At 59.6% G+C, this 21,463-nt stretch carries 18 protein-coding genes; 17 read left to right on the top strand and 1 reads right to left on the bottom strand.

What is annotated here, in order from left to right; translation table 11 throughout:
• Positions 1-10 precede the first annotated feature (10 nt).
• The 6 genes from ACFO1S_RS20540 to ACFO1S_RS20565 all read left to right on the top strand — a co-directional run bounded on the left by ACFO1S_RS20540 (position 11) and on the right by ACFO1S_RS20565 (position 5,433).
• Entirely contained in the window at positions 11-1,099 is a 1,089-nt protein-coding gene (locus ACFO1S_RS20540; protein ID WP_378127460.1) for an ABC transporter substrate-binding protein, read from the top strand.
• Positions 1,100-1,169: 70 nt separating this feature from the next.
• Positions 1,170-2,096 carry an ABC transporter permease gene (locus tag ACFO1S_RS20545; protein WP_204601410.1) on the top strand — a complete coding sequence of 309 codons (927 nt, stop codon included), beginning with the start codon at positions 1,170-1,172 and terminating at the stop codon, positions 2,094-2,096.
• Entirely contained in the window at positions 2,096-2,890 is a 795-nt protein-coding gene (locus tag ACFO1S_RS20550) for an ABC transporter ATP-binding protein (protein ID WP_204601411.1), read from the top strand. Before ACFO1S_RS20545 ends, ACFO1S_RS20550 begins: the two co-directional genes overlap by 1 nt.
• A gap of 254 nt (positions 2,891-3,144) precedes the next feature.
• Entirely contained in the window at positions 3,145-3,582 is a 438-nt protein-coding gene (locus tag ACFO1S_RS20555) for a hypothetical protein (protein ID WP_204601412.1), read from the top strand.
• A gap of 113 nt (positions 3,583-3,695) precedes the next feature.
• Positions 3,696-4,598: a LysR family transcriptional regulator gene (locus tag ACFO1S_RS20560; RefSeq protein ID WP_204601554.1), complete on the top strand. Its 903-nt coding sequence runs from the start codon at positions 3,696-3,698 to the stop codon at positions 4,596-4,598.
• Entirely contained in the window at positions 4,591-5,433 is an 843-nt protein-coding gene (locus tag ACFO1S_RS20565; RefSeq protein WP_204601413.1) for a PHP domain-containing protein, read from the top strand. The genes ACFO1S_RS20560 and ACFO1S_RS20565 overlap by 8 nt, the downstream gene beginning before the upstream one ends.
• Before the next feature lie 80 nt (positions 5,434-5,513).
• Here the strand turns inward: ACFO1S_RS20565 and ACFO1S_RS20570 are convergent, their stop codons facing one another.
• Entirely contained in the window at positions 5,514-7,265 is a 1,752-nt protein-coding gene (locus tag ACFO1S_RS20570; protein WP_204601414.1) for an Rqc2 family fibronectin-binding protein, read from the bottom strand.
• 170 nt (positions 7,266-7,435) lie between these two features.
• Between ACFO1S_RS20570 and ACFO1S_RS20575 the strand changes: the two genes are divergently transcribed.
• The 11 genes from ACFO1S_RS20575 (at position 7,436) to fmt (ending at position 21,417) form a co-directional block, all read left to right on the top strand.
• Positions 7,436-10,258 (top strand): calcium-translocating P-type ATPase, SERCA-type, encoded by a 2,823-nt coding sequence (locus tag ACFO1S_RS20575; protein ID WP_204601415.1) that lies wholly within the window; start codon positions 7,436-7,438, stop codon positions 10,256-10,258.
• Between the two features lie 152 nt (positions 10,259-10,410).
• Entirely contained in the window at positions 10,411-11,571 is a 1,161-nt protein-coding gene (gene purT, locus ACFO1S_RS20580) for a phosphoribosylglycinamide formyltransferase 2 (RefSeq protein ID WP_204601416.1), read from the top strand.
• A 126-nt stretch (positions 11,572-11,697) separates the two neighbouring features.
• Positions 11,698-12,531: a diaminopimelate epimerase gene (gene dapF / locus ACFO1S_RS20585; protein ID WP_204601417.1), complete on the top strand. Its 834-nt coding sequence runs from the start codon at positions 11,698-11,700 to the stop codon at positions 12,529-12,531.
• 299 nt (positions 12,532-12,830) lie between these two features.
• Positions 12,831-14,711: a bifunctional homocysteine S-methyltransferase/methylenetetrahydrofolate reductase gene (locus tag ACFO1S_RS20590; RefSeq protein WP_204601418.1), complete on the top strand. Its 1,881-nt coding sequence runs from the start codon at positions 12,831-12,833 to the stop codon at positions 14,709-14,711.
• 186 nt (positions 14,712-14,897) lie between these two features.
• Entirely contained in the window at positions 14,898-15,158 is a 261-nt protein-coding gene (remA, locus tag ACFO1S_RS20595; RefSeq protein WP_027084220.1) for an extracellular matrix/biofilm regulator RemA, read from the top strand.
• 13 nt (positions 15,159-15,171) lie between these two features.
• Positions 15,172-15,798 carry a guanylate kinase gene (gmk, locus tag ACFO1S_RS20600; RefSeq protein ID WP_204601419.1) on the top strand — a complete coding sequence of 209 codons (627 nt, stop codon included), beginning with the start codon at positions 15,172-15,174 and terminating at the stop codon, positions 15,796-15,798.
• A gap of 14 nt (positions 15,799-15,812) precedes the next feature.
• Positions 15,813-16,031, top strand: a complete 219-nt coding sequence (gene rpoZ / locus ACFO1S_RS20605) for a DNA-directed RNA polymerase subunit omega (RefSeq protein WP_204601420.1) — start codon at positions 15,813-15,815, stop codon at positions 16,029-16,031.
• 186 nt (positions 16,032-16,217) lie between these two features.
• On the top strand, positions 16,218-17,447 hold the full coding sequence (gene coaBC, locus ACFO1S_RS20610; protein WP_204601421.1) for a bifunctional phosphopantothenoylcysteine decarboxylase/phosphopantothenate--cysteine ligase CoaBC: 1,230 nt from the start codon (positions 16,218-16,220) through the stop codon (positions 17,445-17,447).
• A complete protein-coding gene (gene priA / locus ACFO1S_RS20615; RefSeq protein ID WP_204601422.1) occupies positions 17,444-19,939 on the top strand; it encodes a primosomal protein N' in 2,496 nt (831 codons plus the stop codon). Before coaBC ends, priA begins: the two co-directional genes overlap by 4 nt.
• A 30-nt stretch (positions 19,940-19,969) precedes the next feature.
• A complete protein-coding gene (def, locus tag ACFO1S_RS20620) occupies positions 19,970-20,461 on the top strand; it encodes a peptide deformylase (RefSeq protein ID WP_204601423.1) in 492 nt (163 codons plus the stop codon).
• A gap of 2 nt (positions 20,462-20,463) precedes the next feature.
• Positions 20,464-21,417, top strand: coding sequence for a methionyl-tRNA formyltransferase (fmt, locus tag ACFO1S_RS20625; RefSeq protein WP_204601424.1), 954 nt, complete (start codon positions 20,464-20,466; stop codon positions 21,415-21,417).
• The last annotated feature ends 46 nt before the right edge of the window (positions 21,418-21,463 follow it).

Raw genomic sequence — 21,463 nt, forward strand, 5'->3', positions numbered from 1 at the left:
GAAATGAAACGTGAAAAAGAAATGGCTTTCGACACTGATGGTAGCGACGGCAACCTTGGTGGCGCTCGCGGGCTGCGGCAGCAAGAACGAAGGGGGCAAGGCTTCCGAGACGCCTTCAGCCTCGCCGTCGTCTTCCGCATCGGCTAGTCCGTCCGCATCCGCATCCGGCTCCAATGCCGAAGCGGGCAATTACACGATCGCAATTTCTCAGATCGTCGAGCATCCTTCCCTGGATGCTACGCGCGAAGGCTTTCTGGCTGCGCTTAAGGACGCCGGAATTACGGAAGGCGACAACCTGAAGGTCGACCTGAACGTCGCGCAAGGCGACTCCACGAACAACCTGTCGATCGCCCAGAAGATCGCCTCCGGGAAGTACAATCTGGCGCTGGGAATCGCAACTCCGTCCGCGCTGGCTCTAGCTCAGAACGTCAAGGACATTCCCGTCCTGTTCGCGGCCGTTACGGACCCTCTGGCGACCAACATCGTGACCAACCTGGAGAAGCCGGGCGGCAACGTCTCGGGCGCGTCCGACACGAACCCGGAAGCTATCGTACAGCTGATGGATTTTATCGCCAGCAATTTCCCGAACGTGAAGAGCGTCGGCATCGTCATTAACGAGGGCGAAGAGAACGCGGTTATTATGGCGAAGAAGGCGGAGGAGGCTCTGGCTTCTCATGAGATCAAGCTGGTCAGGGCGGCGGTCTCCAACACATCGGAGGTCAAGCAGGCCGCCGAATCGCTTGTCGGACGCGCAGACGCGCTCTACATCACGCTGGACAACACCGTCGTCAGCGCGGTAGATACGATTATTCAGGTTGCCAATGACAATAAGCTCCCGTTCTTCTCAAGCGACCGAGATACGGTCGAGAAGGGCGCGTTCGCAACGGTTGGCTTCAAATATTTCGATCACGGCTATCAAGTCGGCCAAATGGCGGTAGAAATTTTGAAAAACGGCAAGCTGCCTGCGGATATGGCCGTTACAATGCCTGACAAGCTGGACCTGATCTTGAATCTGAAAGCAGGCGAAGCGCAAGGAGTTACTGTGACGGACGCCATGAAGGATAAAGTGAAAGACAAAGAAAATAATATTATCCAATAGAGAAATCTTGACCAAGGGGTGGACGGCTCCCGCCGTACGCCCCTTTTTCTCTCTCCAGGAGGCTTAATCGATGCTTGAATCCATTTATGGCGCGATTGCGCTGGGGCTCCTCTATGCGTTGATGGCCCTCGGCGTGTACATTACATTCCGCATTCTGGATTTTCCGGATTTGACGGTGGATGGCAGCTTCGCGACCGGCGGAGCGATCGCGGCCATCATGATCTCACAGGGCTATCACCCGGCATGGGCGACTTTGGCCGCGTTCGGCGGAGGGTTTGCTGCGGGGGCTTGCACGGGGCTGCTGCACACGAAGGGCAAGGTGAACGGGCTGCTTGCCGGCATTCTGATGATGATCGCGCTTTATTCGATCAATATCCGCATCATGGGCAAGCCGAACGTCTCCATCGTCAACATGGATACGTTGATCTCGCCGATCATGAAGCCTGTCGGACTCTTCATCCTTGTGATGTCCATTGCCGTTCTCGCCGTCAAGCTGCTGCTTGACGCCTTCCTGCACACGGACATCGGTCTGGCGCTGCGAGCGACGGGCGATAACGAAAGAATGATTCGCAGCCTCGGGGCGAATACCGACCGGACGAAAATTCTCGGAATCAGCCTGTCCAACGGTCTTGTCGCGGTCTCGGGCGCGCTGATCGCCCAGCAGGGCGGCTTCGCCGATATTTCCATTGGCGTGGGAATGATCGTTATCGGGCTTGCATCGGTTATTATCGGGGAAGCGATCTTCGGAGCCAGATCCGTGTTCATCGCCACGCTGGCGGTTGTTCTCGGCTCGATCATTTACCGGATCGTAGTCGCTCTGGCGCTTCGGGTCGAGCTGTTCAAGTCCTCGGATTTGAAGCTGGTGACCGCGTTGATCGTCATCATCGCGCTTGTCGTTCCTTATCTTCATCGTTTGTTTAAACAGAAGCGGGTTGCCCGCAAGCGAAGCGCCGAGCTGATGGGCACGGTTTTTCTCGATAAAGGAGGAAAAGCCTGATGCTGGAGCTGAACAACATCTCAAAGCTGTTTAATCCGGGAACGCCGGACGAGAAGATCGCGCTGATGAACGCCAGCTTGAAGCTCAAGCCTGCGGATTTCGTAACCGTAATCGGCAGCAACGGCGCGGGGAAATCGACGCTGATGAACGTCATCTCGGGGGTTATGAAGCCCGATATCGGAGAAGTGAAAATTGAAGGGAAGCTGATCCAGCAAGCCCAGGAGCATGTGCGCAGCCGTTGGATCGGGCGCGTATTCCAGGATCCGATGGCCGGAACGGCCCCGCGGATGACGATCGAGGAAAACTTGACTATGGCCTTCAAACGGGGCAAGAAGAGAGGGCTCGCCTGGGGGGCGACCGCTGCGAAGCGGAAGCTGTTCCGCGAGCAGCTGAGCCGGCTCGGCATCGGTCTGGAAAACCGGATGAGCGCCAAGGTCGGGTTGTTGTCCGGAGGAGAACGTCAAGCGCTCAGTCTCTTGATGGCGACGTTTACCCAGCCGCAAATTTTGCTGCTGGACGAGCATACGGCCGCTCTCGATCCCGCGCGAGCGGAGCTGATTACCCGGTTGACGGAAGAGATCGTTCGGGAGATGAAGCTGACGACGCTGATGGTCACTCATAACATGGAGCAAGCGATCCGGCTTGGCAATCGCTTGATCATGATGGACAAGGGGCGCATCATTCTGGATATTCCGGAGGAGCGCAAAGCCAATCTGACGGTCTCTCAGCTTCTTGGCGAGTTCGAGCGGATTAGCGGACATCAGCTTTCGGACGATCGCGTCGTATTGGGCTAGTTCCCGGATAGAAGTACATTAAGGTCGTCAGAAGAGCTCTGACGATCTTTTTATCACCTGCGGAACGACCCCGTACATACGGTTCTTTCGCCTCGTCGCGCGCTCAGAACCCCAGCGTCTGACCAAAAGGAAGTGTTAGCGTTTTAATTAATTGTTGAATCATGGGGAATAAATGCTGTAAAATGAACTTGAGTTCCTAGGTGCGTGTTGGAATGATGCGTCTAAAGACCTAGTATCGGGAAGGGGATGGCCCGGTGAAGGATAAGCATACGGAGCGTTGGAGTACTTACGAGCCCTTTCATGTCGTGTTAGGGGACAAAAGGGTCGTCGATATTATTATTACCAATCATGCGCGTACACGCTGGACCGATCGGGTAGAATCCGAGAAGACCGGTTATTCCGATATTGCCGAATACATGTGGGAATGTCTTAAGGAAGGACGGATTGTGCCTTACTATCGCAATGAGCAGGACGTTTACACCATTGACGACGATCTCGTTTTCGTAGCTGAATTTTCCATCAGCGAGACGGATACGGACCTGCTGGGCAATCCGTTGCACAAGATGATAGTCGTGACCTTCCTGGGGAGAATGTCGGAGACGATGGAGCTTCGGGATTTGAAAACCTATTATTCATGGCTGCGCCATTCGAGGCGCATGACGTTAATTAAAAATAACCGCAAGCGGCGCTAAGGCGCATCGCGGGCGGCCGCAACAGCCGGGCAGGAAGCGAACCGCTTCCCCCGGCTGTTCTCATGATGTGTTATAATGCGAGAGAAACTTACGGACGGAAAGGCGGAACGAACATGGCGCTGAACGTGCACCAGCTTCATATTTTCTATACCGTAGCGGAGAGGGGCAGCTTCTCGGGCGCCGCCCAGACGCTGCATATGACGCAGCCTGCCGTTACGATGCAGGTGCAGGCGCTGGAGGAACGTTTCGGAACGAAGCTGTTGAACCGTACGACGAAACGGCTGCAGCTTACGGAGGCCGGTTATCGGCTGCTGCCGCAGGCTCGCAAGGCCGTGGAGCTCATGCAGGATACCGATCTAATGATGATCAAATATATCGAGGAGCTTAAGGGCAGGCTGCAGTTCGCCGCCAGCCTGACGATCGGCGAATATGTGCTGCCTCGGCTGCTGGGGCCGTTTCTGCGGAGATTTCCGGACGTTTCCGTTGACATGAAGGTCATGAATACGACCGAGATTATTGAGGCCATTGCGCATCAAGGGCTTGATTTTGGTATTATCGAAGCTCCGTGCGACGTGCCGGGCTTTGATGCCCAAGCGGTTATGGACGATGAGCTGCTGTTGATCGCGCCTGCGAATCATCCGTTCGCTTCCCGCGAGCAGGTTACGCTGGAGGAGGCGATTCGCGAGCCGATGGTGCTGCGGGAGAAGGGCTCCGGCACCCGGCAAATTATGCAAGAGGAGCTGGAGCGGCATGGCATAACGGAGGACCAATTGCGCGTCGTCAGCGAATTCGGCAGCACGGGCGCGGTCAAGTCGGCGGTGGAAGCAGGTCTTGGCTTATCGCTGCTATCCGTCTGGACGATTAAGCATGAACTGGCGCTCGGCCTGCTGAAGCCCGTCAGGATCGCCGGCGTCAGCTTCAGAAGACAGTTCTTCTCCGTTCGCCTGCAGTCCGCGCTTCTTCCGATTCCGGCAGTGGCTCTGCTTAATGAGCTAAGGGAGCTGTCACATGAATAACCGGGCGGATCTTCACACGCATACGACAGCGTCCGACGGCATGTTTCCGCCGGAAACGAATGTTCGGCTGGCCAAGGAAGCCGGCCTTGCGGCGATAGCGATTACCGACCACGATACGATAGCGGGCATTCCCGAAGCTCTCCGGGCGGGGGACGTCTACGGAATGGTCGTCGTTCCGGGCGTTGAGCTCAGCACCTGGACCGGCGACAAAGACATTCACATCCTAGGTTACGGCTATGCGCTGGACGATGCCAGATGGCTGGAGAGGCTGCAATCGCTTCGCCAAACCAGGAATCGCCGCAACGAGCGAATTCTGGCTAACCTGGAGCGTCTGGGCATGCCGATCACCCCTGAAGAGCTTGCCGCGGCTGCGGGCAAGACTGAGCGCAAGGACAAATCCGTCGGACGGCCGCACATCGCTCAAGCAATGCTGGACAAGGGCTACGTCTCCGATCTGCGGGAGGCGTTCGATCGTTGGCTCGGAGAAGGATTGCCCGCGTATGAGCGACAATCCCAGCTATCGTCCGTCGAGGCGATCTCATGGATTCAGCAGGCGGGCGGAACCGCGATTATCGCCCATCCCGGGCTCTACGGAGACGACGCCGCAGTGCTTGCCCTTCTGGACGGGGGCGCGGACGGTCTGGAAGCGTTCCATTCCGAGCATCACCCGGATGAGGAGCGGCGTTACGCCGAATGGGCGGCCTTACGGGGCAAGCTTGCGACCGGAGGTTCCGATTTTCACGGGATAAAGGACGGAAGGGCGTATCACGGAGCGATCGGAAGCCGAACGGTAGAAGCGGGGATCGTCCAGCTGTTCGGACGGAGCCTGCGGTGAACCTGGGGTGAACGGACCGGGCACTACAACAAACGAGGCTTCGCCTGCGGCAATAGACCGCGGGCGAAGCCTCGTTTGCGTTATTTGATCGCGGAGGGCATTTGTTGAATGCGGCTTTCCTCGGGCGTGACGAATAAAGTGCGCTGTCCATCGTAAATAACGAAGCCCGGCTTGGCGCCGTTCGGCTTGCGAACGTGACGAATGAGCGTATAGTCGACCGGCACGCTGCTGGAGGACTTGGCTTTGCTGTAGTAGGCGGCCAATACTGCGGCTTCCTGCAGGGTCGCGTCGCCGAACGCTCCGCCGCGTATGAGCACGTGTGAGCCCGGGATGTCCTTCGTATGCAGCCAGGTGTCGGATGCGGCCGCAAGCCGATTCGTAATGTAGTCGTTCTGGGTGTTGTTCTTGCCGACATAGATCGGTATGCCTTCGCTCGATGTATAGCAGAGGATGACGGGGCGGTCATTCTTTTTCTTCTTCGCCCCCCGTTTGGCGCCGCGTTGCCGGATATAGCCCTGCTCGATCAGTTCCTCCCGAATTTCCGCGATATCATCGGGAGAAGCCGATTCCAAGCCCTGCAGGACGGAGGCCAGATAGGCAAGCTCGTCTTGCGTGGCGACGATTTGGCCGGTGACCACTTCGCGGCTGTTCTTAAGCTTGTTATATTTGCGGAAGTACCGCTGGGCGTTCTCATTAGGCGTGAGCAGCGGGTCGAGCGCGATCGTCACCGCAGGCTGCTCCTCCTCGTAGTAATCGATGACGTCAACGGAGGTGTCGCCTCGTTTGCATGCGTAGAGGTTCGCGGTCAGCAGCTCGCCGATCCGGCGAAAGCGGTCTGCTCCGGACGCTTCATCGAGCGTCTCTTGCAGCTTGATCAGCTTTTTCTCGTTTTTGGCGGTTTCATTAACCAGAAAGCGATTCAAATCCGTCGTTCTTTGCCGGACCAGATCGCGTGAAGCCTTGTCCCGGAAGAATGCCTCCAGACATTCGTGCATCGCGGGAAATGTGTGCGCCGCCCCGTCGACATGCGACAGGGGAATGGCGGAGAACACGGCTTTGCCATCCTCCTGCAGGACGAGATTCGGTTCGTACTCGTTGCGCGCAATCCGCTCCATCAGGCTGCGGAAGACGGCCCACAGCCCTTGCGGCTGCAGGGTTGCGCGGTGAGCGATCTCGCGGGAGAGCAACGGGCTCAATCCGGTAAAAGCCGCAAGCAAGGCGGAAGAGGCTTCCTTCTCGAAGGCGGCATCGCTCGGTTCGGGAAGACGGCCTTCACGCGGCACAAGGGAGGAGAAGTCCTGCTCGGAGACCGTCAGCGGGTCTACTTTGTTCTGCTCCGGCGGCGAGACGTACGCGCTTCCGGGCAATACGACGCGGTAGCTGCTGATCGCCGGAGTGACGTGGCGGATGCCGTCATGGATGATCCCGGTGGCCGGGTCCAGCAAGATCAGGTTGCTGTGCCGTCCCATAATCTCGACGACGATTCTTTTCAGCGAGGCGTCTCCGAGCTCGTCCCGATGGCGGATATCGAACTCGACGACTCGCTCCAGACCGATCTGACGCACCGCTTCGATCACGCCGCCCTCGCAATATTTTCTCAGGAGCATACAGAACATCGGAGGCTCGGGAGGGTTGGCCCAGGGCTGCTCTGTCCAGTGCAGCCGGGGCATGGACGGATGGGCGGACAGCAGCAGCTTGCCGTTCACGCCCTGTCCGCGAATGTGTAGAATCAGTTCGTTGTCCGTAGGCTGATAAATTTTATGAATACGCGCCTTGACGCAAGCTTGCAGCTCGTGCACCAGCGCCTTGACGACAATACCGTCCAATGACATGGCAGTGGCTCCTCATTTTTCCCGTGAGGGGTTATTTTCCGTCCTCCTATGATGCCACACATCGGGGCAAAGGGGAAGCTTCGGCCGCGCGCTTAACGCGGGGATATTTCCCGGCTTGTCTGAATACATATAGATCAGTAATGCGGAATAGACGGAAGGGGTTGACGTACTTGGAAGATCAGGCATGGCACCAGTTGGGCGAGGAGCAATTGCTGAAGGTTCTGGGCTCCGATCGCGACGGCGGATTGACGCGAGAGAAGGCGGAGGAGCGGCTTCAGACGGAAGGGCCGAACGAGCTGGCCGAGAAACGCGGCGAATCGCCGCTGAAGCTGTTGCTGAATCAATTCAAGGATTTTATGGTGCTCGTGCTGCTGGGGGCGACGGTCATCTCCGGCCTGCTCGGCGAAATGCTGGACGCCCTCACGATTGTTGCGATCATACTTATTAACGGCTTGCTCGGCTTCTATCAGGAGTATCGGGCGGAGCGGTCCCTGCGGGCGCTCAAGGAGCTGTCCGCTCCTTCCGCGAAGGTTCTGAGGCACGGGGAATCGCTGCAAATTCCCGCGCGCGAGCTAGTGGCCGGCGATATCGTGTTCCTCGAGAGCGGCGACCGGGTGCCTGCGGACCTGCGGTTCCTCCAATGCAACGAGCTCTCCGTGGACGAGTCGGCGCTGACGGGGGAATCCGTTCCGGTCGTTAAGACGGCCGGAAGGCTCGAAGCGCAGGATTTGCCGCTCGGGGACCGGAGAAACTGCGGCTACCTCGGCACGATGGTGACGAGAGGAACGGGAAAAGGGATCGTCACCGTAACGGGCATGAAGACGGAGATGGGCAAAATCGCCGATCTTATCCAGAAGACCGAAGAGGCGGATACGCCGCTGCAGCATCGTCTGGAGCAATTGGGCAAAATTCTGATCGTCGTGGCGCTTGCGCTTACCGTCGTTGTCGTGCTCGCGGGCATTCTGCACGGCCAGCCGATCTACGAGATGTTCCTGGCCGGAGTCAGCTTGGCCGTCGCGGCGATCCCCGAGGGGCTGCCTGCGATCGTGACGATTGCGCTCGCGCTGGGCGTGCAGCGGATGATCAAGCGCCGCGCGATCGTTCGCAAGCTTCCCTCCGTGGAGACTCTGGGATGCGCCTCCGTCATCTGCTCGGACAAGACCGGCACGCTGACGCAAAATAAAATGACGGTAACGCAGCTCTGGCTCGCGGGCAGGTCGATTGAAGTGACCGGAGAAGGCTACGAGCCGGTGGGCGTCTTGAAGGAAGGCGGCAAAGGGATCGACGCGAGGGGCGACGCGGCGCTTCGCAGGCTGATGCAGATTGCGGCTCTGTGCAATAACTCGGAGCTGACGCAGCAGGAGAAAGCCGACGACGAGAAGAAGCGAAAGCCGGCCAAGGGCGAGCCTGCCGCTGCCAATGCCTCCGAGTGGACGATCAAGGGGGACCCGACCGAGGCGGCGCTGCTTGTGGCGGCGGCCAAGACCGGATTGGTCAAGTCGACGCTGCAAAGCCTGTACACGAGAGAAAAGGAGTATCCCTTCGATGCGGAGCGCAAGCGAATGTCCGTCCTTGTATCCCATCAGGGCGGCAAGCTGATCTGTACGAAGGGAGCGCCGGACGTGCTTGTCGGGCAGTGCGCCTATGTCTTGTGGGATAACCAGGTCGTTCCCTTCACGGCGACGCTAAGGCAGAAGGTGCTGTCCGCCAACGAATCCATGGCGAAGGCGTCGCTGCGCGTGCTGGGCATGGCTTACAGAGACGTAAAGGCTCATGAAGCCTGCGAGCGGGGCGAGCAGGCGGAGAATGGACTCATCTTCGTCGGGCTGGCCGGGATGATGGACCCGCCGCGCAAGGAAGTGAAGGAAGCGATCTACAAGTGCCGCCAAGCGGGCATCAAGACGGTCATGATTACCGGGGATCATGGCACGACGGCGGAGGCCATCGCCAAAACGCTCGGCATCATGGGCCGCGAGGGGCGCGCCGTGACCGGAACCGAGCTGACGGCGATGAGCGACGAGGAGCTGGACAAGATCGCCGAGGAGGTTCAGGTGTACGCCCGCGTATCGCCCGAGCACAAGCTGAGGATCGTCCAGGCGCTGCAGCGGCGCGGACATGTCGTCGCGATGACCGGCGACGGGGTCAACGACGCGCCGGCCGTTAAAGCGGCGGATATCGGCATCGCCATGGGCATTACGGGAACGGACGTCACGAAGGAAGCGTCGTCGCTCGTCCTGTCGGATGACAACTTCTCCAGCATCGTCGCAGCTGTGGAAGAGGGACGGGGCATCTATGAGAACATCCGCAAGTTTATCCGTTACCTTCTCGCCTCCAACGTAGGCGAAATTATGACGATGTTCCTGGCCATGATGGCCGGATTTCCGCTCCCGCTCGTGCCGATCCAGATTTTGTGGGTCAACCTGGTGACGGACGGCTTGCCGGCGATGGCGCTAGGAGTCGATCAGGCGGAGAGCGATCTCATGCAGCACAAGCCGCGCTCGGCCAAGGAAAACATCTTCGCTCGCCGTCTCGGCTGGAAGATCGTCAGCCGGGGCATCCTGATCGGAATCTGCACGCTGGGCGCATTCGTGATCGCATTGAAGGCGGGGGCCGGTCATCCGCAGCAGCTCGTTCATGCGCAGACCGTTGCGTTCGCAACGTTGGTCATGGCGCAACTGATCCACGTGTTCGATTGCCGGAGCTCCCGTTCGATCTTCCATCGCAGGCTGCTGGAAAACAAGTTTCTCGTCTTTGCCGTCCTGTCTTCCTTGCTGCTGATGCTTGCCGTCCTGTACGTCGAGCCTTTGCAGCCGGTATTCAAAACCGTGCCGCTGGATTTGCGCGATTGGGCGTTGATTCTGGTCGCTGCGGGCATTCCGACGTTCGCGATGGGCATCGGAAGCGTTCTCGGCTCCTCCAGACGCAGAAACGGAGGCCGCAAAATCTCTTACGGCGGTAATTCGGCCTCCGCCAAATTGGTCAGAACGCGTTAAGGCTTCGCACGCTTGGCTGTTCCAAGGCTCCGCCCCCGGCTGATCGACCGGAGGCGGAGCCTTTGCGATTGAGGCGGGACACTGTGCATAACCGAGCTCTCGTGTATAATGGACGTTATGGAATTCAGAGTCTGTCGGGAGGAATGGAAACGATGTACATCAGCCAAAAACTGCTGCTGCTCGGCTCGGGGGAGCTCGGCAAGGAAGTCATCATAGAAGCGCAGCGCCTTGGAATCGAAACCGTCGCGGTCGATCGCTACGAGGGGGCGCCCGCGATGCATGCAGCCGATCGCAGCTATGTGATCGACATGCTGGACAGGCAGGCGCTTCGGGAGGTAGTCGAGAAGGAAAAGCCCGATCTGATCGTACCGGAGATTGAGGCTATCGCGACTGCCGAGCTGGTGAAGCTGGAGGAGGAGGGCTACCGGGTCATTCCTACCGCGCGCGCTGCGCGGCTGACGATGGATCGGGAGGGCATCCGCAGGCTGGCTGCCGAGACGCTGGGCTTGCCGACGGCCGCATATCGGTTCGCCGATACGTTCGAGCAGTTCTCGGACGCCGCAAGAGCAATGGGCTTTCCATGCGTCGTCAAACCGTTGATGAGCTCCTCGGGCAAGGGGCAGAGCGTGTGCCGCTCCGAAGCCGATCTGGACCGCTGCTGGACGATTGCGATGGAGGGCGGCCGTGTGCAGCAAGCGAGGGTCATCGTTGAGGAATTCATCTCGTTTGAATCGGAGATTACTCTGCTGACCGTCCGGTCGGCGAGCGGAACTTCCTTCTGCCCGCCGATCGGCCATGTCCAGAAGGACGGGGACTACATCGAGTCCTGGCAGCCGCATGAAATGACGGAGCAGCAGACGAAGGAAGCCGAGTTCATCGCCAAGGCGATTACCGACGAGCTGGGCGGAGCGGGCATTTTCGGCGTCGAGCTGTTCCTGGCGAAGGACAAAGTATATTTCAGCGAGGTTTCCCCGCGCCCTCACGATACGGGGCTCGTGACGCTGGTCAGCCAGAACCTGTCCGAATTCGCGCTTCATGTGCGCGCGATCCTCGGCTATCCAATCCCGGAGATCGTGAACGTCGCACCCGGCGCGAGCCGACCGCTTAAGGCGGAAAGCGAGCTGGACGACTATCGGATCGGAGGCATCGGCGACGCGCTGTCCGTTCCTTGCACGCAGCTGAGGGCGTTCGGCAAGCCGGTAACCAAGCCGGGTCGCCGGATCGCAGTAACGCTGTCCACGGGCGAATCCGTAGAGGAAGCCCGCGACAGGGCAAAGAAGGCGCTGGACTGCTTGACGATTCACGAGGCTTAATTCGCTCGCCTAGTCGAAAAGTGCAAATAAAAGCGGAATTGCTGTATGCTCATCCCGGGGCGTGGCCGTTATGATAGGTGTAGAGTGTTTGTCAACACGGTTTGCCTATCACGGGAGGTAGCGAATATGGAATTTACGAAAATGCACGGCCTGGGCAACGATTTTATCATCGTGGCGGGGGAGACCGCTCTTCCGGATAACGCGGCGGAGCTGGCCGTTCGTCTGTGCAACCGGTTTTTCGGCATCGGAGCGGACGGCTTGGTCTACATTCTGCCTTCGGACAACGCGGACTTCCGCATGAGAATCATCAACTCGGACGGCTCGGAAGCGGAGCAATGCGGCAACGCCATCCGCTGCGTGGCCAAATATGTGTACGATACCGGCCTGGTCGGCAAAACGGAGCTGACGATCGAAACGCTGGGTGCGGGTGTCCAGCCGGTGCGGCTGAGCATCGAGTCGGGCAAAGTCGCGCAGGTTACCGTCGATATGGGCGAGCCGATCCTGAACGGACTTGACGTGCCGACGACCATCGATGCGAATCCGGTGCTGGGCCATACTGTCGAGGTGGAGGGACGCGAATTTAAGTTCACCGCAGTATCCATGGGCAATCCGCATTGCGTCATTTACGTGGATGACGCCGTCGGCTTCGATCTGGCGGCATGGGGGCCCAAACTGGAGAAGCATCCGTTGTTCCCGCGCAAGATCAACGTGGAGTTCGCGACCGTCAACTCTCGGGAGCAGGTGGACATGAGGGTTTGGGAGCGCGGCGCCGGACCGACGCTGGCGTGCGGCACGGGGGCCTGCGCCACGCTTGTCTCGTCGGTGCTGAACGGGCTGACCGGGCGCGAGGCGACAATCTCGCTGGCCGGCGGCGATCTGCGTATCGCATGGAACGAGGACAACAATCGCATTTACATGACGGGGCCGGCCGCGTTCGTATACTCGGGCACGCTGGCGTAAGGCGAATACGGGACGAGCAGCGCTTGGGCGCGGCTCGTCTTTTAATCTCGGAGGGGAAGTCGGCTCGGAGCGCGGCAGTGTCGGAAAGGCCGAACGAAATGCCTGCGAGGTGCCGTACCGGAGCTTCTCAGCTTGGCTGGAACTTCTGAGCGGAACCGCCGCGCCGACAGTACCGTTCGCCCGAAATGGACAAAATTCCCCTCAACCCGATCGAAATTGATCTCTTTTTCCATTTTCCCCGGATGAAAATTATGCTACATTAAGTATACTTTATCACAGTGGAATGGATGGGGAGCTTGATGAAACCGGATTTGCGAACGGCGCTTGCCCGTAAGCCGCTCGTCGGCGACGGCGCAATGGCGACTTATTTATACCAGCTCGGACTGCCCGTCGGAGTAAGCTTCGAAGAGTTCAATTTGCTGAAGCCCGACGTCATCGCGGACGTGCATCGTCAATACGCCGCGGCCGGGGCGGAGATTATCGAGACGAATACTTACTCGGCGCAGCATCATAAATTGTCACGGTACGGCCTGGAGAAGAAAGTCGAAGAGATCAACGCCGCAGGCGTCGCGATCGCCCGCAAAGCGGTCGGTCAGAACGCTTATGTCGTCGGATCTATCGGAGCCGTGCGCGGAGGAGCGGGCAAAAATATTCGCACCGCGACGGTGAAGCGCGACTTCGAGGAGCAGATCGGCGTGCTGCTGGATTCCGGCGTGGATGGCCTGCTGCTGGAAACTTTCTTCGATCTGGATGAACTGTCCCTGGCCTTGTCGCTCATTCGCCGCAGAAGCGATATCAGCGTCATCTGCCAATTCGCGGTGGAGGATGCCGAGAGAACGCACGACGGCATTCCGCTGCCGGACGCGTTTCGCCGCTTGAAGAGCGAGGGCGCGGACGTGATCGGCTTCAACTGCCGCAGCGGTCCGGCCGGCATCTTGCGCGCGCTTGAGATGGTTCCGCAGAATCTGGATATTCCGCTTAGCGTGTTTCCGAATGCAGGGATTCCCGATTATGTCGACGGCAAGGTCGTCTATTCCGCGACGCCGGAATATTTCGCGTCTTCCGCCCGCCGCTTCGCGGATGCGGGAGCCAAGCTGATCGGAGGCTGCTGCGGAACGACGCCCGAGCATATCGCGGCGATCTCCCGGGCACTCAAGGACTATTCGCCGACCGTTCCTTCGATCCCGTCGTCGGAGGCCGTACGTCCGCCGATCGTTATAGAGGGCGCTCCCGAAGCGTCCGCCGAAGCCGTCGGCGCACCGCCGCAGCAAGCAGAGCCGAGCATCGTCGATCTGGTGCGCAAGCGCCACACGGTTATCGTCGAGCTTGATCCGCCGCGCGATCTGGACATCACCAAATTCATGGCAGGGGCTCAGGCGCTTAAGGATGCCAAGGCGGACGCCCTCACGATGGCGGACAACTCGCTTGCCGTCACCCGAATGAGCAATTTGGCTCTGGCCGCTTTGCTTAAGGAGCGGGTCGGCATCCGGCCTTTAGCCCATATCGCTTGCCGGGATCGCAACCTGATCGGCACCCAATCGCACATGATGGGGTTCGATGCGCTGGATATCGATCACGTATTGGCGGTGACGGGAGATCCGGCCAAGTTCGGCGATCTGCCGGGCTCGAGCTCGGTCTACGATCTGACCTCCTTCGAGATCATCCGGATGATCAAGCAGTTGAACGAAGGCATTGCCTTCTCCGGCAAGCCGCTCAAGCAGAAGGCGAAATTCGTCATCGGTGCCGCCTTCAACCCGAACGTCAAGCATCTGGACAAAGCGGTGCAGCGTCTTGAACGCAAGATTTCCGCAGGCGCGGATTATATTATGACTCAGCCGGTCTACGATCCGGAGCTGATCGAGCGAATCGCGGAGATGACCCGTCATCTGAGCGTGCCGATTTTCCTCGGCATTTTCCCGCTCGCCAGCGGGCGCAACGCGGAATACCTTCACAACGAGGTGCCGGGCATCCAGCTTTCCGATGAGGTGCGCCGGCGGATGAGCGGGCTGGAAGGGGCTGCGGGCCGCGCGGAGGGCGTGAAAATCGCGGAGGAACTGCTGGACGTCGCGATGGCCCATTTTAACGGCATATATCTGATGACTCCGTTCATGGCTTACGAGATGACCGTATCGCTCACCGAATACGTCCGCAGCAGATGCGGCAGCCTGGCGGGGAACTAAGCCTTTAGTTCCTCTTGTCCCTCCCGGGGATTTGAAGTACAATAAAGCAATATATCGATAGATGTACAATACAGGCATTTTGGGCCTGCAGTATGCGGGAAACCGCTTTCGGCTACACTGAAAGCGTAGCTCGGCTAGCGATCCAATGCTGCTTGGTAGGAATGACCGGGGGGAAAAGTGCAGACCATGGCGATCAAGCTGATTAATATCGGATTCGGCAACATCGTGTCCGCGAATCGGATTATTTCCATCGTGAGTCCGGAGTCCGCTCCGATCAAGAGGATCATTCAGGAGGCGCGGGATAGGCACATGCTGATCGACGCGACCTACGGTCGCCGCACGCGCGCGGTAATCATTACAGACAGCGATCACGTCATCTTGTCGGCCGTTCAGCCGGAGACGGTTGCTCATCGGTTGTCTACCAAAGACGACGAACATGACGAATGAATTGGGGAACACGATGAAAAGAGGCATTTTGTTCGTACTATCCGGACCTTCGGGAGTAGGCAAAGGCACGGTATGCGCCGCCCTTCGCGGCAAGCAGCCCGAGCTTATCTACTCCGTGTCGGCGACGACCCGTTCGCCTCGCGAGGGCGAGCAGGACGGCGTCAACTACTTCTTTAAGACGCGCGAGCAGTTCATGCGCATGATTGAAGCGGATGCCCTGCTGGAGCACGCGGAATACGTGGGCAATTATTATGGAACGCCGCGCGAATTTGTGGAGAAGACGCTGTCGGAAGGCAAAGATATTATATTAGAGATCGAGGTTCAGGGAGCCATCAAGGTGCGGGAGAAATTCTCCGAGGGCGTCTTTATTTTCCTGATGCCTCCTTCGCTTAACGAACTGAAGCAGAGAATCGTCGGCAGGGGAACCGAGTCTCAGGCCACGATCGATCATCGGCTCTCGGTCGCCGTCGAGGAGATGAATCTGCTTCATCATTACGACTATGCGGTCGTGAATGACGAGATTGATCAAGCCTGCGCTAGAATCGGGGCCATCATGACGGCGGAGCACTGCAAGCGGGAACGATTTCTCGGCGAGCTGTTCCAACAGTTCGAAACCGTCCAAACGGCGGAAAACGGCTGAAAGAGGTGAAGTTCATGTTATATCCATCCATTGACGAGCTGGTCAAAAAGGTCGACAGCAAGTACACGCTGGTCGTAGCGGCCTCCAAGCGGGCGCGCGGCTTGCGCGAGGGCGTGATGTGCAATTTGGGAGCGCCCAAATCTCACAAGTTCGTCGGCGTCGCTCTTGAGGAAATCTTCCACGAAGCGATCAAGGTCGAGCATCTGAAGCCGGCCGTCGAGAGCGAAGAATAGTATCTTCCAATCAGATAAGCCCGGCAAGAAAGACAACCCCAGCGGTTGTTTTTTTTCTACGATCAGATAAGGACAGCTGCGGATATCTCTGTCTGATCGCTCGATGCAAAACGTGTTCCGCCGACCGGAGGACGGCGAAGCTGTTTTTATTTGTACGATCGGAAACATTCGGGGGAGGGGAAAACGATGAATAAGCCGCTTTCGGGCAAAACGATATTGCTGGGCGTTACGGGAGGCATCGCGGCATACAAGGCTGCGACCTTGTGCAGCCGCCTTGTCGGCCTCGGAGCTTCGGTGCGCGTCATGATGACGGAGGGCGCGACGAAGTTCATAACGCCGCTTACGCTGCAGACGCTTACCCGTCATCCCGTGGCGACGGACGTCTTCGACGAACGGGATGCGGCGATCGTTCAGCATATCGACTGGGCGGATGCGGCGCATCTGGTGGTAGTCGCTCCGGCGACGGCGAATATGCTGTCCAAGCTGGCGAACGGACTGGCGGACGATATGCTCAGCACGACGCTGCTCGCGACGACCGCTCCGCTGCTGATCGCGCCGGCCATGAACGTGCATATGTGGGAGCACCCGGCCGTTATCGACAACGTGAACAAGCTGGCGTCGCGCGGAGCCGTGTTCGTGGAGCCGGGAACCGGCCAATTGGCTTGCGGCTATGTCGGCAAAGGAAGACTCGCCGAGCCGGACGAGATCGTCGAGGCCGTGCTGGCCATGCTCGTCGGACCGAAGCCGCTTGCGGGACAACGCGTGCTTATTACCGCGGGGGGCACTGTGGAAAGAATCGATCCTGTCCGTTATATTACGAACGATTCCTCGGGCAAAATGGGCTTTGCGATTGCGGAGGCCGCCCGGGATCAAGGAGCAGACGTTACGCTTGTCTGCGGCAGAACGGATGCGGCTGCGCCCGGCGGCGTGAAGGTCGTCAAGGCCGAATCCGCCGCGGAGATGCACGACGAGGTGATGAAGCGGCTGCCGGAGACGGATATCGTATTCAAGGCCGCGGCTGTCGCGGACTACCGCCCGCTGCGCAAGTCGGAGCACAAAATGAAAAAAACGTCGGCTGAGCTGAGCCTGGAGCTGGTTCGAAATCCCGATATTTTGCAGGCGATCGGCGAGTGGAAGGAAGCGGGCGGAGGCGGTCCGTTCGTTGTCGGCTTCGCGGCGGAAACGACGGAGCTCGAGAAGCATGCGCTGGACAAGCTGCAGCGCAAAAAGTGCGATCTGATCGTCGCCAACGACGTTGCGGCGGAGGGAGCGGGCTTCGGCTTGGAGACGAATATCGTCAGCGTATACGGCGCCCGGGGATTCGCGGAGCATCTTCCCCGGATGACGAAGAGAGCGGTAGCAGAGCGATTGCTGAATATCGTTCGCGAGCTTAAGGAAGGAATGGAGAAGCGATGACGGTAGCCCGCGTGATCGTCGACGTCCCCAGCCGGGACACCGACCGGACGTTCGACTACGCGATTCCGGAACGGCTGGCGGCCTGGGTAGAGGTCGGAAGCCGCGTTGCGGTGCCGTTCGGCCCTCGCAAGCTGCAAGGAATCGTCACGAGCCTTGCGGCCGACGCCGAGGTGGATAAGGCCAAGCTGAAGCCGCTGGAGGAAGTGCTCGACGCGATTCCTCCCTTGTCCCCCGAGCTGGTGTCGCTAGGCGAGTGGATGAGCCGTCGATGGTTATGCCCACTTACGGTTGCGCTTCAGGCGATGCTGCCGGCCGCGTTGAAGGGTCGTTCCGAGAAATACGTGGTCCCCGCCTCCGGAGCGGCATGGACCGAGGAAGAGACCGCCCGAAGCGGCGGTCTCTTGCTTGCGCTCGGCAAAGGCAAGCCGCTTAAGCTCGCGGCGCTGCTTCAGCAGTACCCCGAGCAAGGCCAACTGCTCAAGAAGTGGCTGCGGGAAGGCCGTCTGGAGGAGAGGCAGCGCGTCGAGGACCCTCTGTCGGTCAAGACGGTGCTCACCGTATATCCGGCCGAGCCGGCGCGTCTGCGGGAGGCTGCGGGCGCCATTCCGGCGAGAGCGGGCAAGCAGCGCGAGCTGGCGCGGCACCTCGCGGAGCGCAACGAACCCGTCGCGCTGGCCAGGCTGACGGAAGCGATGCAGACGACGAGCGCCACGATTCGTTCGCTGGAGGAGCGGGGGCTTGTCGAAATCCGGGCGGTGAGAGAGGATCGGGACCCGTATGCGGACCGCGAATTTCCCGCTTCGGCTCCGCTCAGCCTGACCGAGAAGCAGGCGGAGGCTTTGGCTCCGATTGTGCGGGCGCTGGATGAAGGCGTCAGCCGCACGTTCCTGCTGCACGGCGTCACCGGAAGCGGAAAAACGGAAATATACTTGCAGGCGATCCAGCGCTGCCTGGAGTCGCGGCGCGAAGCGATCGTGCTCGTGCCGGAGATTGCTTTGACTCCGCAGATGGTCGAGCGGTTCAAGAGCCGTTTCGGAGCGAGAGTGGCCGTGCTGCACAGCCGCCTGTCCAACGGCGAGCGCTACGACGAATGGCGCAAAATCCGCGAGGGCCGCGCGCAGGTGGCCGTCGGGGCGCGGTCGGCGATATTCGCGCCGTTTACGAGCATCGGCTTGATCGTAATCGACGAAGAGCATGAGACATCCTATAAGCAGGAAGAAAGTCCGAAATATCACGCCCGCGACGTCGCGGTGGAGAGAGCCCGCGTGCACGGCGCCGCCGTCGTTCTCGGCTCGGCGACCCCGGCGCTGGAAACCTACGAAGCGGCGGCCGGCGGCGGACGCCGGGCAGAGCCGGAGGAGCCGTACTATATCGCCTTGCCGGAGCGGGTTGCCAACCGCCCATTGCCCAAGGTTCATATAGTCGACATGCGAGAGGAGCTGAAGCTTGGCAATCGCGCGATGTTCAGCCGTTTGCTGGCGGACGGTATTCGCGCCCGGCTGGCCCGGCAGGAGCAGATGGTGCTGCTGCTTAATCGCAGAGGCTACGCCACCTTCGTCATGTGCCGCTCCTGCGGCTATACCGCCGCCTGCCCGCATTGCGAGATCGCATTGACCTATCACCGCGGCTCGCATAATTTGCGCTGCCATTACTGCGGGTACTCGGAGGCCGAGCCGACAACGTGTCCAAGCTGCGACAGTCCGCACATCCGCTTCTTCGGGACGGGCACGCAGAAGGTGGAGGAAGCGCTGGCCGCCGCGTTCCCGGGCATCCGGGTCATTCGGATGGACGTGGATACGACGACGGAGAAGGGCTCCCACGAGCGCTGGCTGACGGAGTTCCGCGAGCGGCGGGCGGATGTGCTGCTAGGCACCCAGATGGTCGCCAAGGGCCTGGATTTTCCGCATGTGACGCTGGTCGGCGTGCTGGCTGCGGACGCGGCGCTCCGCTTACCGGATTTCCGCGCATCCGAGCGGACGTTCCAGCTTCTAACGCAGGTTGCGGGACGCGCCGGCAGGCACGAGCTGCCCGGCGAGGTGATTATCCAAACCTACGATCCCGAGCATGAATCGATTACTTTCGCTCAAGGCCATGATTATACGGGGTTCGCGGAGCGGGCGCTTGTGCTGCGCAAGCAGCTGGGCTATCCTCCGTACGGCAGGCTGATATCGATTACCTTCGCGCATGAGTCGGTGCCTATGCTGCTTTCGATCGGGGGGGAATTCGCTTCGGGACTTCGGGGAAAAGCCGCTTCGGCGGGCATCGGCAAGGATTTCGATGCAGGCGGACGTGCGGCGCTGGAGGTGCTCGGGCCGGTAGCTTCCCCGATCGCGAGATTGAAAGATCGCTACAGGTTTCAATGTATGGTAAAATATCGGGGAGACTTCGATGCGAGCCTGCTGGTATCCGGCGCGCTCGGCGCAATTGGAGACGCGGTTAAGCGCGGCGGCGTGCAAGTGAGCGTCGACGTTGATCCGCAAATGCTGCTTTAAACCTTAGGAACGAAAAGGAAGGATGCCGTTATGTCCATTCGGTTAATCGTGAAACACCCCGATCCCGTGCTCCGGGAAAGAGCGCAGGAAGTGACGAAATTCAATGCCAACCTGCACAAGCTGCTGGACGACATGGCGGATACGATGTACGACGCCGACGGGGTCGGGCTGGCTGCGCCGCAGATCGGAATATTGAAGCGAGTCATCGTCGTCGACGTGGGAGACGAGCACGAGCTCATCGAGATGGTGAATCCCGAGATCGTAATCTCGGAAGGCGAACAGCTGGGTCCGGAAGGCTGCTTGAGCATTCCGGGGCTGCAGGGAGACGTTCGCAGGGCCAATCGGATCGTGATCCGGGGACAGGACCGCAACGGCAATCCGATTCAATATGACAGCACGGAGTTTCTGTCCAGAGCCTTCCAGCATGAGATGGATCATTTGAACGGAGTGCTGTTTATCGATACGGCGGAGTCCGTCTACGAGGCTCGCAAGCCGGAAGACCAGCAGCAGGATGGAGAGTAAGCATGAAAATATTGTTTATGGGAACGCCCGATTTCGCGGTGCCTTCCCTTGAGGCTTTGCTTAAGCAAGGCTACGAGATTGCGGCGGTCGTCACGCAGCCCGATCGGCCAAAAGGCCGCAAGAGGGAGCTGACGCCGTCGCCTGTGAAAGTGTTCGCGCTGGAGCGGGGGCTTCAGGTTCTGCAGCCGGAAAGGCTGCGTTCCCCGGAGGGCGTCTCCGAGGTGGCGGCCATCGCTCCGGACCTGATCGTAACGGCGGCATATGGACAGATTTTGCCGAAATCCGTCCTGGACATGCCGCGTCTGGGCTGCATCAACGTGCACGGCTCGCTGCTTCCCGGCTATCGGGGCGGAGCGCCGATCCAGCGCTCGATCATCAACGGGGAGAAGGTTACCGGCGTAACGCTCATGTACATGGCGGAAGGGCTGGACACCGGGGACATGATCGCCAAGGTCGAGGTTCCTATTGCGGACGAGGATACGGCGGGCTCGATGTTCGGCAAGCTCAGCGAATCGGGCGCTGCGCTGCTGCTTGAGTGGCTTCCGCGCATTGTCGACGGCACGGCCGGACGCACGCCGCAATCCGAGGAGGAGGCCTCCTACGCGCCGAATTTGACCCGCGAGGACGAGAAGCTCGACTGGAGCCAAAGCTCGCGGCGCATCTTCGACCGCGTGAGAGGGCTCAATCCGATGGCGGGCGGCTTCACCTATCTGGACGGCGAAGTGTTCAAGGTATGGGGATGCGACATCCCCCAAAGCCCGGACAAGGGGTTGCGGCGGGAATGGGAGTCGCTTGCGCCCGGGTCCGTATTGGAGGCGGACGCGATGGGCATCCGCGTTCGAACGGGAGACGGCACGCTCGTATTGACGGAGGTGCAGCCCGCCGGCAAAAAAGCGCTCAAAGCAACGGAGTTTGCCAAAGGAGCGCGGCTGGCTCCCGGTAAGGTGCTCGGGTAACCCCGAGCTTTTTTGCAATATCAGAAGTATAGAATTTAGTCTTTTT

It is taken from the genome of Cohnella boryungensis, from assembly GCF_042651945.1.
GTDB classification, from domain to species: domain Bacteria; phylum Bacillota; class Bacilli; order Paenibacillales; family Paenibacillaceae; genus Cohnella; species Cohnella boryungensis.

Excerpts from the sequence above, each read along its gene's own strand:
- ACFO1S_RS20545 (WP_204601410.1), top strand. The coding sequence starts at position 1,170 with ATGCTTGAATCCATTTATGGCGCGATTGCGCTGGGGCTCCTCTATGCG.
- ACFO1S_RS20550 (WP_204601411.1), top strand. The coding sequence starts at position 2,096 with ATGCTGGAGCTGAACAACATCTCAAAGCTGTTTAATCCGGGAACGCCG.
- ACFO1S_RS20560 (WP_204601554.1), top strand. The coding sequence starts at position 3,696 with ATGGCGCTGAACGTGCACCAGCTTCATATTTTCTATACCGTAGCGGAG.
- ACFO1S_RS20565 (WP_204601413.1), top strand. The coding sequence starts at position 4,591 with ATGAATAACCGGGCGGATCTTCACACGCATACGACAGCGTCCGACGGC.
- ACFO1S_RS20570 (WP_204601414.1), bottom strand. The coding sequence starts at position 7,265 with ATGTCATTGGACGGTATTGTCGTCAAGGCGCTGGTGCACGAGCTGCAA.
- purT (WP_204601416.1), top strand. The coding sequence starts at position 10,411 with ATGTACATCAGCCAAAAACTGCTGCTGCTCGGCTCGGGGGAGCTCGGC.
- dapF (WP_204601417.1), top strand. The coding sequence starts at position 11,698 with ATGGAATTTACGAAAATGCACGGCCTGGGCAACGATTTTATCATCGTG.
- ACFO1S_RS20590 (WP_204601418.1), top strand. The coding sequence starts at position 12,831 with ATGAAACCGGATTTGCGAACGGCGCTTGCCCGTAAGCCGCTCGTCGGC.
- remA (WP_027084220.1), top strand. The coding sequence starts at position 14,898 with ATGGCGATCAAGCTGATTAATATCGGATTCGGCAACATCGTGTCCGCG.
- gmk (WP_204601419.1), top strand. The coding sequence starts at position 15,172 with ATGAAAAGAGGCATTTTGTTCGTACTATCCGGACCTTCGGGAGTAGGC.
- rpoZ (WP_204601420.1), top strand. The coding sequence starts at position 15,813 with ATGTTATATCCATCCATTGACGAGCTGGTCAAAAAGGTCGACAGCAAG.
- coaBC (WP_204601421.1), top strand. The coding sequence starts at position 16,218 with ATGAATAAGCCGCTTTCGGGCAAAACGATATTGCTGGGCGTTACGGGA.
- priA (WP_204601422.1), top strand. The coding sequence starts at position 17,444 with ATGACGGTAGCCCGCGTGATCGTCGACGTCCCCAGCCGGGACACCGAC.
- def (WP_204601423.1), top strand. The coding sequence starts at position 19,970 with ATGTCCATTCGGTTAATCGTGAAACACCCCGATCCCGTGCTCCGGGAA.
- fmt (WP_204601424.1), top strand. The coding sequence starts at position 20,464 with ATGAAAATATTGTTTATGGGAACGCCCGATTTCGCGGTGCCTTCCCTT.